Genomic DNA, 15,388 nt, shown 5'->3' on the forward strand with positions numbered 1-15,388 from the left:
AGGTATGAGCATGCGATCAGTCCTTTCCCGGCGTACTGCGACCACGGTGTCCTTGCTGGCGGTGCTCGCCCTCGTGGCGGCCGGCTGCGGCGGCAGCGACTCCGGTGACGGCGACTCCGCCGGCGGGCAGGACGCGCCCGACGCGAGCGCGCTGGACAGCGCCACCGGTGTCACCAAGGTGACGTTCTGGCACGGCATGAAGGGTGCCAACGGTGAGGCCGTCGACAAGCTGGTGAAGGCGTTCAACGCCAAGAACAGCGGCAAGATCGAGGTCCAGGCCGTCTACCAGGGCGACTACGACGAGACGATCACGAAGTACAAGACGTCGGTCCAGCAGGGCAACACGCCGTCGGTCGTGCAGATCTACGACATCGGCTCGCGGTTCATGATCGACTCCAAGCAGACCGTGCCGATCCAGTCGTTCGCCGACAAGGACGGCTACACGCTGGACTCTATCGAGCCGAACATCGCGAACTACTACTCGATCGACGGCAAGCTGAACTCGATGCCGTTCAACACGTCGATGCCGCTGCTGTACATCAACAAGGAAGCCTTCGTGAAGGCCGGCCTGGACCCGGCCAAGCCGCCGGCCAACCTGGACGAGATCATGGCGGCGGCGAAGAAGCTGACCGTCAAGCAGGGCGGCAAGACGGTCCAGTACGGCTTCAACGCGGCGATCTACGGCTGGTTCGTCGAGCAGCTGATCGCGCAGTCCGGTACGACGTACTGCGACAACGAGAACGGCCGCAAGGACCTCGCGACCCAGGTGAACTTCGCCGACGAGCAGGGCGTGAAGGTGGCGACCTGGTACCAGCAGATGGTCAAGCAGGGCCTGATGCCGAACACCGGCAAGAAGACCGACGACGCCCAGGCCGTCTTCAAGTCCGGCACGTCGGCGATGCACCTGGAGTCCACCGGCTCGCTGCGCGGCTACCTGGACGCCGCCAAGGGCAAGTTCACCGTGATGACCGCGCCGTTCCCGAAGCTGTCCGCCGACAGCACCGGCGGCCCGATCATCGGCGGCGCCTCCCTGTGGGTCGACGGCCCCGGCCACTCCGACGCCGAGAAGCGCGCCTCCTGGGAGTTCGTGAAGTTCGCCTCCACCCCCGAGCAGCAGGCCGCCTGGCACACCGGCACCGGCTACTTCCCGATCAACTCCAAGGCCCTCGACCTCCCCGAGGACAAGGCGTGGGTCGCCCAGTACCCGCAGTTCACCACCGCCATCACCCAGCTCCACAACACCAAGCCGAGCAACCCGTCGTCCGGCTGCATCCTCGGCGTCATGCCCCAGGCCCGCAAGGCCTCCGAGGACGGCCTGGAAAAGGCAGTCCTCGGCACCGACCCGGCCCAGGCCATGAAGGCCGCCGCCGACAGCATCAAGCCCCAGATCGACCAGTACAACAAGACGGTCAAGAAGTAACCCTCACGAAGCGGCCGGTCCCTCGGGGGCCGGCCGCTTCGGCATTTCCGGGGTGAGGCCCAGGCGGTCCTGTTCTGCCTGGACGATCTGGTCCTGGAGGGCGTTGTGGTGGGTGGTGTCGGTGGCTCGGGGGTCGAGGGATTTGGCTTCGGACTGGCGGGCGTACTCGTCGAAGAGGTCGCGTTTGTGGGCTTGGAGGTCGCGGAGGCGTTCGTCGACGGTGTCCTTGGCCAGCAGGCGGTGGACCTGGACGGTGCGGATCTGGCCCATCCGGTGGGCTCGGGCGATGGCCTGGTCCTCGGTGCTGGGTTTCCACTGGGGTTCGGTGATGACGACCACCGAGGCGGCTTGGACGTTGAGGCCTACGCCGCCGGCGTCGATCTGGCTGAGCAGGACGGCGTGGCCGAGGGTGGCGGTGAAGGTGTCGATGAGGTGCTGGCGCTGGGCGGGTGGGAGGGAGCCCTGGATGATGCCCACCGGAGAGCAGGATCGTTCGAGCTCGGCCAGAACATTGAGGAAAAAGGAGAAGATGATGACTTTGTGGCCGTCTTCGCGGGCCTCCTCGATGATTTCGGCGATGCGGTCGGTCTTGGCCGGGAAGGTTGCCTGGCGCATCTTCATCAGGTTGCCGGAGCGGACGGCGTCGACGTACGGGCGCTGGTCCTCGAGGAGGACCCAGTCGTCGATCTCGATCTTCTCCGGCAGCTCGGTGAGGACGTCCTCCTGGTTGCGGCGCAGGTAGACCGGCGCGACGGCCCGGCGGAAACGCTCGGCGCCGGCGACGGCGTCTGTTGCCTTGAGCCGCTTCGCGGTGGCGGGCTGGAGGTAGCCGACCAGCGTGCGGAACTCCTCGACGCGGTTCTCCATCGGCGTACCGGTCAGGAAGACGACGCGCTGGGCCAGCGCGGAGGCCTCGGCGACCTCGCGGGATCGGGCGGTGGACGGGTTCTTCACGTAGTGCGCCTCGTCGACGATCAGCAGCGCGGTCTCGTGCTCGTCGAGCAGGGACAGGCTGCCGAGCGTCCCGAACGTCGTGACCGCGACGCCGCCGTCGCGTAACCACCGCCGGGCGGCGCCCTCGCGGTGCGCGCCGTGCAGGCTGTGCGCCTGCAGGCGGGTGTGCTTCTCGATCTCGTTCAGCCAGTTGATCTGTACGCTCGCCGGGCACACAACCAGGAACCGTTGCTGCCCCCGCGCCGCCAGGTGCGCCGCCGCGGCGAGCGCCTGGATGGTCTTCCCGAGCCCCATCTCGTCGCCGAGGATCGACCGCTCCTGGTGGATCAGGTACTGCGCCCCGAACACCTGGTACCCGCGCAGCGTCGACCGCACCAGCGACGTGTCCAGCGGTACGGCGGTGATCCGCTGCCGCAGCTCCTCCGGGATGAACCCCTGCGCGGCCTCGCCCTCGACCGCGACCTCACCGACCGTCGACAGGATCGCGTTGTACGACGCCGCGTCCGCGGCGTACTCGCCCCACAGGTCGTTGTCCTCAGCAACAACTGCGTGTCGCGCCAGCTCCCCTTCCAGCCAAGCGGTCCGCGGATGCCCGTCGATCACCTCCAGCTGCCCCAGCGCGTCCAGCGCCGCCCGCCGCCGCTCCCGCCCGGCGAACCACAACCGCACCCGCCCGCGCGCAGGCGCCGCGGCCTCCAGCAGCGTCCGCGCCGTGTCGGCCATCTCCCGCGCCGGCCCGATCAGCTCCGCCGCGGCAGCATCAGCACGCCGTACGGCGGCCAACGTCGCCAACAGTTCCCGCTGCTGCTCGGTCGGCCGGTCCGGGTCGAAACGGAACCGCGCTGACTGCGCCACCTGATCGACAACCGTCCGCACCGCGTCGCTGATCTTCGACGCGGTCTTCGCTCCGATCCCCGGCAGCGCGACGAGCTCCTCGTCCGAAACCCCGACCAGCCGCCCGATCGTCGCGTACCGAGCCTCCTCCAGTACGCCGACGAACCGCGCGCCCACCACCTCCTGCAGCGACGACACGGCGAGCCCGTCCAGCTCGTTCTGCACCTGCCGCCGGGTCAGCGACCGCAGCTGGTCCCGCGCCTGCGCCCGCAGTACCGCAGGTCTCTCGACCAGCTCCTCGGCCGCAGCCTGCAGCGCCGAGAGCCGCTGGATCAGCCGCCGCGCGGGCCTGCCCGCGATCGACCGCAGCCGGTCGAGGTCCGGCGCCTCCCCCTGCTCGCTCACGGTCCCAGTCTGACTCAGTAGTGCCAGTAGTACCGAGCGTCGGCGTTCCACGTGACGGGGACGGTGGTGCGGTTGGTGAACGCCATGCCGAGGCCGCGGGCCAGCTCCAGCGTTCGGGACAGCTGCAGCGAGTACGGGTGGTTGTTGTCGTCCCACCACTGCTCGACCTGGGTGATGCAGGTCTGGCCGGTGAACGACGGGTTCGAGCACGGGTGCGGCGGGAGCCATTTCTGCAGGTGGCGGAAGTTGACGGTGGTCGAACCGTTCGGCGGTTTGATCGTTCCCTTGGCGTCGAGGCAGTAGCCGGCCGCGGGGATCGTCCACCTCACGTAGTGCTGGCGCCCGCCGGCCGAGGGCAGCGGCTTCATCGCCGAGCAGGTCGCGCTTCCCACCGACTCGGACGTGACCCGCTGGATCTGGGTCAACGGCCGCCCGGCGCCGTCGTTGTAGCCCTCGAGCAGCACCCAGTCGCCGTCGCGGACGAAGTGCTCGGCGGACTTCGGCGGCCAGGCCTTCGGGTCGCCCCACGAGATGTCGGCCGCGTCGGCGGACAGCGGTGTCCACGCCCACTGGCCGGCCGCCGTACCGCCGGCCCAGTACTGGCCCGCGGAGCGTTCGAACATGAGTGAGTACTGACCGTAGTTCTCCGCGGTGGCAGCCTGCGCGGGCTGAACCCCGGCACCGAGGACGAGCACGAGCAGCACCGCGAACATCTTCCGCATGGACACCGACAGTAATCCTGTTCACGAACCCCGCCCGGGATTAGGGTCCAGAAAAGTCCGATCCCAAGGAGCTGAGATGCCGGAAGCTGTCAGCCACACCCTCGACGTGCCCGGGGCCGTCCTGACGTACGACGTCCGCGGCGACCTCGCCGACCGTGCGCGGCCGGTGCTGCTGCTGATCGGGTCGCCGATGGGCGCGAGCGGGTTCCCGACGTTGGCGTCGCACTTCGCGGACCGGACCGTGGTCACCTACGACCCGCGCGGCGTGGAGCGCAGTCAGCGCACCGACGGGAGCGGGGAGCTGTCGCCGGAGGACCACGCCGGCGACCTCGTCGCGCTGATCGAGAAGCTCGACGCGGGCCCGGTCGACCTGTTCGCGAGCAGCGGCGGCGCCGTCAACGCGATCGCCTTGCTGGCCAAGCGCCCTGACCTGATCAACCGCGTAGTCGCGCACGAGCCCCCGCTGGCCGCGCTGATCTCCGACTCCGAGTACGCGCTGGCCGCGACCGAGGACATCTACGAGACCTACCACCGCGACGGCATGGGCCCGGCGATGGCCAAGTTCATCGCGATCACCAGCCACGAGGGCGAGTTCACCGCGGACTACGTCAAGCAGCCCGCGCCGGACCCGGCGATGTTCGGGCTGCCGAGCGAGGACGACGGCAACCGCGACGACGCGCTGCTCCAGCAGAACCTGCGCGGCTGTACGTCGTACCGGCCGGACGAGGGCGCGCTGTCCCAGGCAACCGACCGGTTGGTTGTCGCGGTCGGTGAGGAGTCGGGCACGCAACTGGCCCGCCGCGGCGGCGAGGCGATCGCCGCGCGACTCGGGCTGACCCCGGTGGTGTTCCCGAGCAACCACGGCGGCTTCCTCGGCGACGAGTACGGCGGCGGTATGGCCGGCCAGCCCGAGGCGTTCGCCGGCAAGCTCCGCGAGACCCTGGACGCCTGAGGGCGGACGCCCACCACCCACTAACCCTCCGTCGCCACGCCCGGCCAGGCGTGGCGACGGCTCCGGAAAGCGGCCAACTCGGGGTTGGTGGGTGGTGCACGTCCGCCGATCTGCTTAGCTGGTGGCATGACTGACAAGCCTGAGATCGACTTTCCGGACGGCCCGCCGCCGGCGGATCTGGAGATCACCGACATCACCGAGGGCGACGGCGACGAGGCCAAGGCCGGTTCCCGCGTCAACGTGCACTACGTGGGCGTGGCCCACTCCACCGGCGAGGAGTTCGACGCGTCGTACAACCGGGGCGCGCCGCTGGCCTTCCAGCTCGGCGTCGGCCAGGTCATCCAGGGCTGGGACACCGGCGTCCAGGGGATGAAGGTGGGCGGCCGCCGCAAGCTGGTCATCCCGCCGCACCTGGGCTACGGCGACCGCGGCGCGGGCAACGCGATCAAGCCCGGCGAGACCCTGATCTTCGTGGTGGACCTGATCAGCGTCAGCTGACCTACCGCAGTTCAGCCCCCGGGTGCGTCACAATCGACGCATCCGGGGGCTTTCGCGTAGTTCCACTCATCCGCGGCGCCGCCCGGCCGGTTTGACTGGGAGGTATGACGACGATGGTTGCTCCCGCAGTCCAGGCCACCGCACGGACCGCCGGCTGGATCCGGTACGCCGCCCTGGCCGCCAAGGCGGTCCTGTTCCTGCTGTTGCTGACGGCCCTGATCTGGCCGGACCTGAGCGGTATCAAGGGCAAGGCGTCGACCGCCCGCCTGATCGTCTACCCGGTCGGCGCGATGGTGCTGCCGCTGTGGTGGTGGGCCTACGGGCGCACCCGGTCGAAGCTGCACCGGAACTTCCCGTGGACCGCCGACCTGCTGATGACGCTGCCCTGGCTGATCGACCTGATCGGCAACCGGCTGAACCTGTTCGACACCGTCCCGTGGTGGGACGACGCGATGCACTTCGTGCTCTGGGGCTTCCTCACCGCCGGCGTCCTGCTCGCGTTCGCGCCGCGTCCACTGTCGCGTGGGCTGACCGCGTTCGTCGCGCTCGGCTTCGGCGCGACCGCCGCGGTGGTGTGGGAGGTCGGCGAGTACTACGCCTTCATCCGGCACTCGACCGAGCTGCAGACGGCGTACACGGACACGCTCGGCGACATGGCGCTCGGTACTTTGGGCGCTCTGCTGGCCGGACTGATCGTGTTCCAGGCCCGCAAGAGCTGACTACTTGTCCGTCGGCCGGCAGATCCCGTTGGCCAGCGCGCTCGCGGCCAGCGCCCGGGCCGCCGGATTCGTGTCCTGTACGGCGGCCGGCGCGGTGTGCCGGCCGACCGGCACCACCATCGGCGTACCGGCGACCGGGTCGGGGATGATCTTCACCGCCAGCCCGAACACGTCCTCGACGGTCTGCTCGGTGATCACCTCGCGCGGGTCGCCCTCGCAGACGATCGCGCCGTCCTTCATCGCGATCAGGTGGTCGCCGAACCGGCAGGCCTGGTTCAGGTCGTGCAGCACGAGCACGATGGTCCGCTCGTCGCGCTTGTTCAGGTCGACCAGCAGGTCGAGCACCTCGAACTGGTGGGTCAGGTCGAGGAACGTGGTCGGCTCGTCGAGCAGCAGGATGCCGGTCTCCTGGGCCAGCGCCATCGCGATCCAGACCCGCTGCCGCTGACCGCCGGACAGCTCGTCGATCGGCCGGTCCGCGATCTCCAGCACGTCGGTCGACACCATCGCGGCGGCGACCGCCTCGTCGTCGGCCTTGGTCCACTGCCGGATCCAGCCCTGGTGCGGGTACCGGCCGCGGCCGATCAGGTCGGCGACCGTGATCCCCTCCGGCGCGGTCGGCGACTGCGGCAGCAGCCCGAGCTTGGTCGCGACCTCGCGGGTCGGCACCTGCTGGATGCTCTTGCCGTCCAGCATCACCGCGCCCCGGGACGGCTTCAGCAGCCGGGCCAGCGTCTTCAGCAGCGTCGACTTGCCGCACGCGTTCGCCCCGACGATCACCGTGATCTTGCCGGTCGGGATCCGCACCGACAGGTCGTGGATGATCTCGCGCTGGTCGTACCCGACGGCCAGGCCGTCAGCGGACAGCGAGTGCTCCACAGAGTTCTCCATCTCTCAGCCACCACTCCCCACCCGGTTGGACCGGGCCAGCAGGAACATCAGGTACGGCGCGCCGACCACACCGGTGACCACACCGACGGGCAGCTGGGTGTCCCCGAACGCGTGCTGCGCGATCAGGTCGGACAGGGCGACCACCAGCGCGCCGATCAGCGCGGAGGTGATCATCGCCGGGCCCGGCGAGCGGGTCAGCCGGCGGGCGATCGGCGGTGCCACGAAGGCAACGAACCCGATCGGCCCGGCCGCGGCCGTCGCGACCGCCGCCATCAGCACCGCGATCACGATCAGCCCGAGCCGCGATCCCTCGACCCGCAGCCCCAGCCCGTACGCCGTCTCGTCGCCGAGCTGCAGGATCCGCAGCCGGTGCACCAGCACCACCACGAACGGCGCCAGCACCACCAGCGTGATCGCCATCGTCCGGACGTGCGACCAGTCCCGCCCGTTCAGGCTGCCGGTCAGCCAGATCAGCGCCTGCTGCGCGATCTCGACCCGGGCCTTGGTCAGCAGGTACGACGTGACGCTGGTCGCGATCGCGCCGATGCCGATCCCGACCAGGATCAGCCGGTAGCTCGACACGCCGCGCCGCCAAGCCAGCACGTACATCGTGAACGCGGTCAGCAGCGCGCCGAGGATCGCCATCCCGGCCACCGCCGGGCCGGTCAGGCCCAGGGTGACGATCGCGAACACGGCGAACGCGCTGGCGCCGTACGTGACACCGATGATGTCGGGACTGGCCAGCGGATTGCGGGCGATGCTCTGGAAGATCGCGCCGGACATTCCGAGCGCGGCGCCGACCAGCAGCGCGGTCAGCGCGCGCGGCAGCCGGAGCCGGTTGACGATGAACTCGGTCGCCTTGTCGCCCTGGCCGAAGAGGGTCTTCACCACGTCGACGACCGGGATCTTGAAGTCGCCGAGCGACAGCGAGACGCAGAACGCGGCGAAGACCAGAACCGCGACGACGACCGTGACGACCATCGTGCGGGCCTGGCGGGCGGTGCGGGCGCGGGTGATGACCTGCGCCGGGGTCTCGGTGAGTTGGGTCATCAGAGGTCGGCCAGCTTCCGGCGGCGGACGAGCGCGATGAAGAACGGCGCGCCGATCACCGCGGTGACGATGCCGACCTGGAGCTCGCCCGGCTGGGCGACGACCCGGCCGAGCACGTCGGAACCGAGCAGCAGGATCGGGGCCAGGATCATCGAGTACGGCAGGATCCAGCGGTAGTCCGGGCCGGTGATCAGGCGGGCCACGTGCGGGATGGTCAGGCCGATGAAACCGATCGGTCCCGCGGCCGCGGTCGCCGCGCCGCAGAGCAGGACGACGGTGACCGCGGTGAACACCCGGGCCAGGCCGACCCGCTGACCGAGCGAGCGGGCGACGTCGTCGCCGAGCGACAGCGCGTTCAGCAGCCGGCCGGAGACCAGCGCGAGCACGATGCCGACCAGGATGAACGGCGCGACCTGGGCGGCGATGTTCGCGTCGCGGCCGGCCAGCGAGCCGACCGACCAGAACCGGAACTGGTCGAAGGTGTCCACGTCGCCGATCAGCAGCGCGGTGGTCAGCGAGCCGAGCATCGCGGTCAGGGCCGCACCGGCCAGCGCGAGCTTGACCGGCGTCGCGCCCTCGCGGCCGAGCGAACCGAGCGCGTAGACCGCGACCGACGCGGCCGCCGCGCCCGCGAAGGCGAGCCAGACGTACGCCGTCAGGCTGGTCAGGCCGAACCAGTAGATGCCGCCGACAACGAACAGAGCAGCACCGCCGTTGACCCCGAGGATGCCGGGGTCGGCGAGCGGGTTACGGGTGACGCCCTGCATCAGCGCGCCGGACAGGCCGAGCGCGGCACCGACCAGGAGACCGATCAGGGTTCGCGGGATCCGCAGCGAGTGCACGATCACGTGATCGGTGTTCGTGTCGTCGTAGTGGCGCAACGCGTCCATCACGGTGCCGAACGGGATCTGCTTGGACCCGACGGCGATGCTGAGCAGGCAGACCACGAGCAGCAGCGCGACCGCCACCAGCAGCCCGGCGACCAGGGTGGTCCGCCGGACGGGCGGACGGCGGTTCGCGCTGTCCTGGCTGGGGGTGGCCGGCCTGGTCGCGGCGGCAGGCGGCGAGGTCATTGGACTTTTGGGATCCTCTTAGGTAAGGCTTACCTCTAGACGCCTCAGAATAGCCCGCTCGCCACCGGGACGCATCCGAGGCCCCCTGCTTTGTCACTACTTTCGCGTGGAGACCCTGCGATGACCACAGTGCTCGAGCGTCCCATCACGTTCGACTCCGTTCTCGTGACCGTGGCGGCGATCGAGGACCTCAGCCCGCACCTGCGCCGGGTGACGTTCGTCGCGCCGCGGCTCGCGGACGTCGTACCGGCCGGGCCGGACCAGCGGATCAAGGTGCTGCTCACCCCGCCGAACGGCGGCGAGCTGCGGCTGCCGGTGGGATCGGAGTGGTTCGCGCAGTGGTGCGCGATGCCGGCCGACGAGCGGTTCGTGATGCGCACGTACACGATCCGCGCCCTGCGGCCCGCGGTCGCGGAGCTCGACATCGAGTTCGTCCTGCACGGCGTGAACGGCCCGGCGTCGGCCTGGGTCAGTACGGCGACGGTCGGCGACGAGGTCGGCCTGATCGTCCCCTTCGCGGTCGACACCACCAGCACCCGCGGCCTGCTCCAGTCCGGCGTCGACTACGTGCCCCCGGCAACCAGCCGTCACCGCCTCCTGGTCGCCGACGAGACCGCCCTCCCGGCGGTCGCCACGATCCTCGAGCAGCTCCCGGTGGACGTCCACGCCACGGTCTTCGTCCAGGTCCCCGACGCGCGCGACATCCGCCCGCTCCCGACGCCCGGCACAGCCGACGTCACCTGGATCACCGACGGTTGGTTGCCCGCGGCCCTCAAATCCACTGCGCTCCGGCCCGACGTCGACTTCGCCTGGGTCGCCGGCGAGTCCAGCATGATCAAGACCGTCCGCCGCCACCTGGTCAACACGGTCGGTCTCCCGAAGGCGAACATCTCCTTCCAGGGCTACTGGAAACGCGGCGAAGCCCAGATCTGAACAGCACAGCGCCCCCGCGGATCACGCGGGGGCGCTGTTGTGTTGCCGCTGGGTCAGCTCGGGTTCTCTGCGTGGGTGAGGGTTTCCCAGGCCACGAAGAGGTTGTTGGAGCCGGACGGGCGGCGGGACTCGGTGAGGGCCTGGGTGTTGGCCATCGCGACGCCGAGGCGGGTGTGCAGGCCGTTGTAGCCGACCTCGGTGATCGGGCCGAGGCCGCGCTTCAGGGTGCCCTTGCAGAGCCAGGACGGGACCGGCTCCAGGTTGCGCTCCCACTTGGACTGGAAGCCGAGCGCCTGGCGCAGCCGCTCACCGAACTCGGGGTACAGGTTCTCGCCCTGGATGTACGACGTCTCCATCACGTGCGAGATCGCGGAGATGCCGTAGCCGGTGTGGACGAAGTCGCGGCAGGTCTCCTGGGTGAGGCCGGTGACGAAGGTGCCCTGGCCCTGCCAGTAGGCGACGATCTTGTCGCGGGTGTTCAGGTTCTGCGACGGCTTGGTCTTCGGCAGCGCGCCGTCGGACTCCAGGTAGACGAACGCGGGCGTCCGGACCCGGAACAGCGAGATCGCCTTGTCGTAGACGGCCTTGTCGTCGAGGAAGACCCCGATGCCCTGGATCGCCTCGGTCATGCTCAACTCCCAGTTCCCGTTGGAGTTCGAGCCGTTGATGATCTCGGGCAGGTACACGTTGCGCAGCATCGTCCCGAAGCGCCCGGCGTTCGGCCAGTTGCCGTAGACGTGCTTGATGATCTCGGCCGCCTTCGGCCACGACGACGCCGACCACGCGGTCTGCAGCGGCGCGTTCGAGTTCGTGTGGTCGCGGATCGTCGCGGACCACGCGTCCATCAGCTGGATCGACTTCTGCGCGTACCGGTCGTCGCGGGTGATGTACCAGACCAGCGCGGTCGTGTACGCCGCGATCGCGTCCTCACGCTCGTCGGTGCAGCCGTAGTTCGGGTTCGAGTACGAGCCGCACTCGACCACCGCGCGCGGTTTCGGCGTCCGGCTGAGTGAGCCGTACGCGCTGTTCTTCGCCTGGTTGTAGGCGTTCGTCCAGGGCTGCGCCCCGGCCTGCACCTTGCCGCGGACGAAGTCGAGTTGTTGCCTGCTCACCCCGACTCCGGGGTGGGTGAAAGCACCGGGCGCCAGGACGGCGGACGGCTGGTTCGCGGCGGCCGGTTCGGCCTTCGTGGCCGCGACGGCGGGACTGCTGAGCGTGCCGGCGACGAGCGCGGCACAAGCCGCGGCCAGCAGGATCGGTTTGGTTCGCATGGGCGGATGTCCTGTTCTCCGGGGGCGGGAGGACACTGCGATTCCCCCATTACCGCAGGGTCTTTTCGGAAGTTTGACGACACAGGGTGAACACGTCAATATCCAAAGACGAAGAAACTTCACTGTGGAACAAAATGCTGATTTGTCCCACTCCTCTGGAACGAAGTGAGGTCTTGTCCCATGAAAAGACGCCAGTTCCTGACCCTCGGAACCGTCGCCATGGCCGCCCCGGCACTACCCTCCGTAACCACCACCGCGTACGCCGCACCGCCCTCCGACGTGGTCCCGTCGCGGGCCCAGATCACCGCCCTGGTCCGGCGCGTCGCCGACCAGTGGATCGCCACCCACGCCGACTCCGGTGACAACGGCTGGGCCCGCGCGACCTTCTTCAGCGGCCTGATGGCGGCGTACCGGCTGACCGGCGAGAAGCGCTACCTCGACTACACCCGCAGCTGGGCCGAGAAGCACCGGTACGGGATCCGCGAGGGCGTCCAGACCCGGCACGCCGACAACCACAACGCGATCCAGGCCTACCTCGACCTGTACGACGTGGAGCCGTCCGCGGACAAGCTGACCGGAGCAACCGAGACGCTGCGCCGGATGGTTGCCAGCAGCAAGATCGACGACTGGTGGTGGGACGACGCGCTGCACATGGCGATGCCGCCGTTCGCCCGGATCGGGCGGCTGCGCAACGATCCGGCGTACTGGTCGAAGCTGTACCAGCTGTACAACGACACCAAGCGGCGGCGCGGGTTGTGGGTGCCGTCGAGCGGGCTGTGGTACCGCGACGACCGGTTCCTGCCGGGCAAGATCGTGTCGCCGAACGGGAAGCCGGTGCTGTGGTCGCGCGGCAACGGATGGGTCGCGGCGGGGCACGTGAAGACGCTGAAGGCGCTGCCCGCGGGGCAGGCGAACGTCGCGGAGTACAGGTCGACGTTGACCCAACTGGTGGGCGCGTTGCGGCCGATCCAGCGCGGCGACGGCTTCTGGAACGTCAACCTGGGCGATCCCGATCACCTGCCGGGACCGGAGACGAGCGGGACGGCGTTCTTCTGCTACGCGACGGCGTACGCCGTGAAGGCCGGATTGGTGCCGTCGGCAACCTTCCGGCCGGTGGCCGCGAAGGCCTGGAACGGGATGGTCGCCACCGCCGTCCACCCCGACGGCTTCCTCGGTTACGTCCAGAAGGTCGGCGACCGGCCGGAGTCGAGCCAGCCGGTCAACTACCAGTCGACCGCGGACTTCGGGGTCGGAGCGTTCTTGCTGGCTGGTGCAGAACTCGCGACGCTGACCAGCTAGTTGTCAGTTGGCGTGCGCGGCGAGCTCTTCGTCGCGTACGCCGGCTGCTTCCAGCACCGTCGCGGCCAACTGGACGCCGACGCCGCGCAGCGGCTGGGCGCGAACGACCGCGCGGGCCGAGGCGCCGTCGAAGATCATCGTCAGCTGAACGGCCAGCGTGTCCGGGTCCTCGGCGCCCGCGCGGACCAGCTCGGCGCGGAAGAAGTCGGTCAGCGCCTGCTTGAAGTGCCGCGCGACGACGCTGCCCGGGTGCTCCGGGTTCTTCAGCTCGGTCGCGGTCGAGACGAACGGGCAGCCGAAGAAGTCGTCGTCGGCCGCGCGCTCGTCCTCGCGCTCGAAGACCGACAGGATCCGGGCCCGCGGCGAGCGCTCGTCGTCCGGGCTCGGCAGCAGCAGCGCGTTGTAGTACGGCCCGCGGGCGGCCAGGCTCTCCGCGATCACCTCGTCCTTGGACCGGAACAGCTGGTACATCGACTTCTTCGACACCCCGGCGGCCTTGCAGAGTGCGTCCACGCCGATGCTCACGCCGTCGCGGTAGAACAGTTCGCTCGCGGCCTCCAGCAGCCGCTCGCGGGATGTCGCCTGGCTCTTCATACGTCGAGCGTACCGCTCCGTTTTGATCGAATAAACCGATCGGTGTATGTTCGTTGGGAACAGATCAGTTTCCTGACATCGGAGCTCCTCATGACTTCACTGCAAGGCGCCGTCGTCCTGGTCACCGGCGGCAACCGCGGGATCGGCAAGGCCGTCGTCGACGAACTGCTCACCCGCGGCGCGGCCAAGGTCTACGCGACCTCCCGCAAGCCCGAGCCGAGCACCGACCCGCGGGTGGTCACGCTGCCGCTCGAGGTCACCGACCCGGCGTCGATCGAGGCCCTGGTCGAGGCCGCGCCGGACGTCACGGTGCTGGTCAACAACGCCGGCATGGACGTCCCCGGCAACACCTACCTGGAGACCCCGGTCGAGGACCTCCGCCGGGTGATGGACGTCAACTTCTTCGGCCCGCTGGAGCTGACCCGCGCCTTCGTCCCGGTGATCGAGCGCAACGGCGGCGGTCACCTGCTGAACATGCTGTCGGCGCTGTCCTGGGTCGCGCTGCACGGCGGTTACTCCGCCTCGAAGTCGGCCCTGTGGTCGCAGACCAACGCGCTGCGGGTCGAGCTCGCGGGCCGCGGCATCGGTGTCACCGGCCTGCACATGGGCTACGTCGACACCGAGATGGCCGCGGCCGTCGACGCTCCGAAGGAGAAGCCCTCCGACATCGCCAAGGCCGCGCTGGACGGCGTCGAGGCCGGCGCCCACGAGGTGCTCGCCGATGACACCGCCCGCTTCGCCAAGGGTGCTCCGGGTTCGCCGATCGAGGCCGTCTACACCCAGCTGGCCGGCTGACCGGCCCGGCCGGTGGTGACCGGCCAGGTCACCACCGGTGCGCCGGCGGAGGTCGCGACCGACTGCGGTCCACCCGCACGCCGGCGCAGGTCGGTTGCCTACAGGTGCGCCACCGGGTTCATGCTCTCCTGCGTCGCACCGTCCGGGTCGGTCGAGCGGCTCGTCTCGATCCACTGCGCCGCCTCGGCCGCCCGCTTGTCCTCGTAGTCCGCGACAGCCATCAACGAGTCGCTCCCGAGCAGCAGCCGCTCCGGCACCTCGTCGCTGTCCGCCAGTTGCAGCACGACCTGCGCGACCTTCGCCGGGTCGCTCCCGGACATCCCACCCGACAGGTAGTCGCGGAGCCGGCCGATGGACGGCTCGTACGCCTCACTCACCGGGTAGACCTTCATCGAGGGCCCGGCCCAGTCGGTGGCCATGCCACCCGGCTCCAGCACGGTGACCTTGATCCCGAGCGGGTTCACCTCCCGCGCGAGCACGCCGGAGAACCCACCCACGGCCCACTTCGACGCCTGGTACGCCGACAGCCCGGGCGCGATCGACCGGCCGCCGGACGACGACACCTGGACGAAGTACCCCGAGCCCTGCGCCCGGAAGACCGGCAGCGCGGCCCGGGTCACGTTGACGACGCCGAACAGGTTGGTCTCGACCTGCGCACGGAAGTCGTCCATCGGGATGTCCTCGAAGGCGACGAAGTTCGCGTAGCCCGCGTTGTTCACGACCACGTCCAGCCGGCCGAACGCGTCGACCGCGGCCTGGACCGCCGCCTGCGCCGCGGCCAGATCGGTGACTTCGAGCGCGACGGCGCGCACCTGGTCGCCGTACTGGCTGACCAGGTCGGCGAGCTGCTCGGGCCGGCGCGCGGTGGCGACCACCTGGTGCCCGGCGGCCAGCGCGGCCGTGGCGATCGCGCGGCCGAGACCGCGTGAGCTGCCGGTGACGAGAAAGACCTTCATGATGCTCCCTGACTCCTGACTG

General features: G+C 69.7%; 15 protein-coding genes. 7 read left to right on the forward strand and 8 right to left on the reverse strand.

Annotated elements, in window-relative coordinates; genetic code table 11:
- The first annotated feature begins 10 nt into the window (after positions 1-10).
- Positions 11-1,420 (forward strand): ABC transporter substrate-binding protein, encoded by a 1,410-nt coding sequence (locus AB0M01_RS15355; RefSeq protein WP_363669502.1) that lies wholly within the window; start codon positions 11-13, stop codon positions 1,418-1,420.
- A 3-nt stretch (positions 1,421-1,423) separates the two neighbouring features.
- Here AB0M01_RS15355 and AB0M01_RS15360 read toward each other — a convergent pair whose 3' ends face one another.
- Both AB0M01_RS15360 and AB0M01_RS15365 read right to left on the reverse strand, forming a co-directional pair.
- Entirely contained in the window at positions 1,424-3,613 is a 2,190-nt protein-coding gene (locus AB0M01_RS15360; protein ID WP_363669504.1) for a DEAD/DEAH box helicase, read from the reverse strand.
- A gap of 14 nt (positions 3,614-3,627) precedes the next feature.
- Positions 3,628-4,335 (reverse strand): hypothetical protein, encoded by a 708-nt coding sequence (locus AB0M01_RS15365; RefSeq protein ID WP_363669506.1) that lies wholly within the window; start codon positions 4,333-4,335, stop codon positions 3,628-3,630.
- A gap of 76 nt (positions 4,336-4,411) precedes the next feature.
- On the opposite strand from AB0M01_RS15365, the gene AB0M01_RS15370 reads away from it, so the two are divergent.
- The 3 genes from AB0M01_RS15370 (at position 4,412) to AB0M01_RS15380 (ending at position 6,504) form a co-directional block, all read left to right on the forward strand.
- Positions 4,412-5,287 (forward strand): alpha/beta hydrolase, encoded by an 876-nt coding sequence (locus AB0M01_RS15370; RefSeq protein WP_363669507.1) that lies wholly within the window; start codon positions 4,412-4,414, stop codon positions 5,285-5,287.
- Positions 5,288-5,413: 126 nt separating this feature from the next.
- Complete coding sequence (locus AB0M01_RS15375) at positions 5,414-5,785, forward strand: FKBP-type peptidyl-prolyl cis-trans isomerase (protein WP_344182671.1); 372 nt, start codon at positions 5,414-5,416, stop codon at positions 5,783-5,785.
- A gap of 104 nt (positions 5,786-5,889) precedes the next feature.
- Positions 5,890-6,504, forward strand: a complete 615-nt coding sequence (locus tag AB0M01_RS15380) for a hypothetical protein (RefSeq protein WP_363669509.1) — start codon at positions 5,890-5,892, stop codon at positions 6,502-6,504.
- Here AB0M01_RS15380 and AB0M01_RS15385 read toward each other — a convergent pair whose 3' ends face one another.
- Genes AB0M01_RS15385 through AB0M01_RS15395 form a run of 3 tightly spaced genes read right to left on the reverse strand, consistent with a single transcriptional unit; the run spans position 6,505 to position 9,518 of the window.
- Positions 6,505-7,395: an ABC transporter ATP-binding protein gene (locus AB0M01_RS15385; RefSeq protein ID WP_363669511.1), complete on the reverse strand. Its 891-nt coding sequence runs from the start codon at positions 7,393-7,395 to the stop codon at positions 6,505-6,507.
- A 3-nt stretch (positions 7,396-7,398) separates the two neighbouring features.
- Positions 7,399-8,445, reverse strand: a complete 1,047-nt coding sequence (locus AB0M01_RS15390; protein ID WP_363669513.1) for an iron chelate uptake ABC transporter family permease subunit — start codon at positions 8,443-8,445, stop codon at positions 7,399-7,401.
- A complete protein-coding gene (locus AB0M01_RS15395; protein ID WP_363669515.1) occupies positions 8,445-9,518 on the reverse strand; it encodes an iron chelate uptake ABC transporter family permease subunit in 1,074 nt (357 codons plus the stop codon). The genes AB0M01_RS15390 and AB0M01_RS15395 overlap by 1 nt, the downstream gene beginning before the upstream one ends.
- 120 nt (positions 9,519-9,638) lie before the next feature.
- On the opposite strand from AB0M01_RS15395, the gene AB0M01_RS15400 reads away from it, so the two are divergent.
- Positions 9,639-10,451, forward strand: coding sequence for a siderophore-interacting protein (locus tag AB0M01_RS15400; protein WP_363669517.1), 813 nt, complete (start codon positions 9,639-9,641; stop codon positions 10,449-10,451).
- Positions 10,452-10,504: 53 nt separating this feature from the next.
- On the opposite strand, the gene AB0M01_RS15405 is transcribed toward AB0M01_RS15400, so the two are convergent.
- A complete protein-coding gene (locus AB0M01_RS15405; RefSeq protein ID WP_363669519.1) occupies positions 10,505-11,722 on the reverse strand; it encodes an alginate lyase family protein in 1,218 nt (405 codons plus the stop codon).
- 180 nt (positions 11,723-11,902) lie between these two features.
- Between AB0M01_RS15405 and AB0M01_RS15410 the strand changes: the two genes are divergently transcribed.
- Entirely contained in the window at positions 11,903-13,021 is a 1,119-nt protein-coding gene (locus AB0M01_RS15410; protein ID WP_363669521.1) for a glycoside hydrolase family 88 protein, read from the forward strand.
- 3 nt (positions 13,022-13,024) lie between these two features.
- Here AB0M01_RS15410 and AB0M01_RS15415 read toward each other — a convergent pair whose 3' ends face one another.
- Positions 13,025-13,615 (reverse strand): TetR/AcrR family transcriptional regulator, encoded by a 591-nt coding sequence (locus AB0M01_RS15415; RefSeq protein ID WP_363669523.1) that lies wholly within the window; start codon positions 13,613-13,615, stop codon positions 13,025-13,027.
- Positions 13,616-13,705: 90 nt separating this feature from the next.
- On the opposite strand from AB0M01_RS15415, the gene AB0M01_RS15420 reads away from it, so the two are divergent.
- Positions 13,706-14,410, forward strand: coding sequence for an SDR family oxidoreductase (locus AB0M01_RS15420; protein ID WP_363669525.1), 705 nt, complete (start codon positions 13,706-13,708; stop codon positions 14,408-14,410).
- Positions 14,411-14,508: 98 nt separating this feature from the next.
- Here the strand turns inward: AB0M01_RS15420 and AB0M01_RS15425 are convergent, their stop codons facing one another.
- Positions 14,509-15,366, reverse strand: a complete 858-nt coding sequence (locus AB0M01_RS15425; protein ID WP_363669527.1) for an SDR family NAD(P)-dependent oxidoreductase — start codon at positions 15,364-15,366, stop codon at positions 14,509-14,511.
- Positions 15,367-15,388: the final 22 nt, after the last annotated feature.

The sequence above is a fragment of the Kribbella sp. NPDC051770 genome, assembly GCF_040681455.1.
Lineage (GTDB): Bacteria > Actinomycetota > Actinomycetes > Propionibacteriales > Kribbellaceae > Kribbella.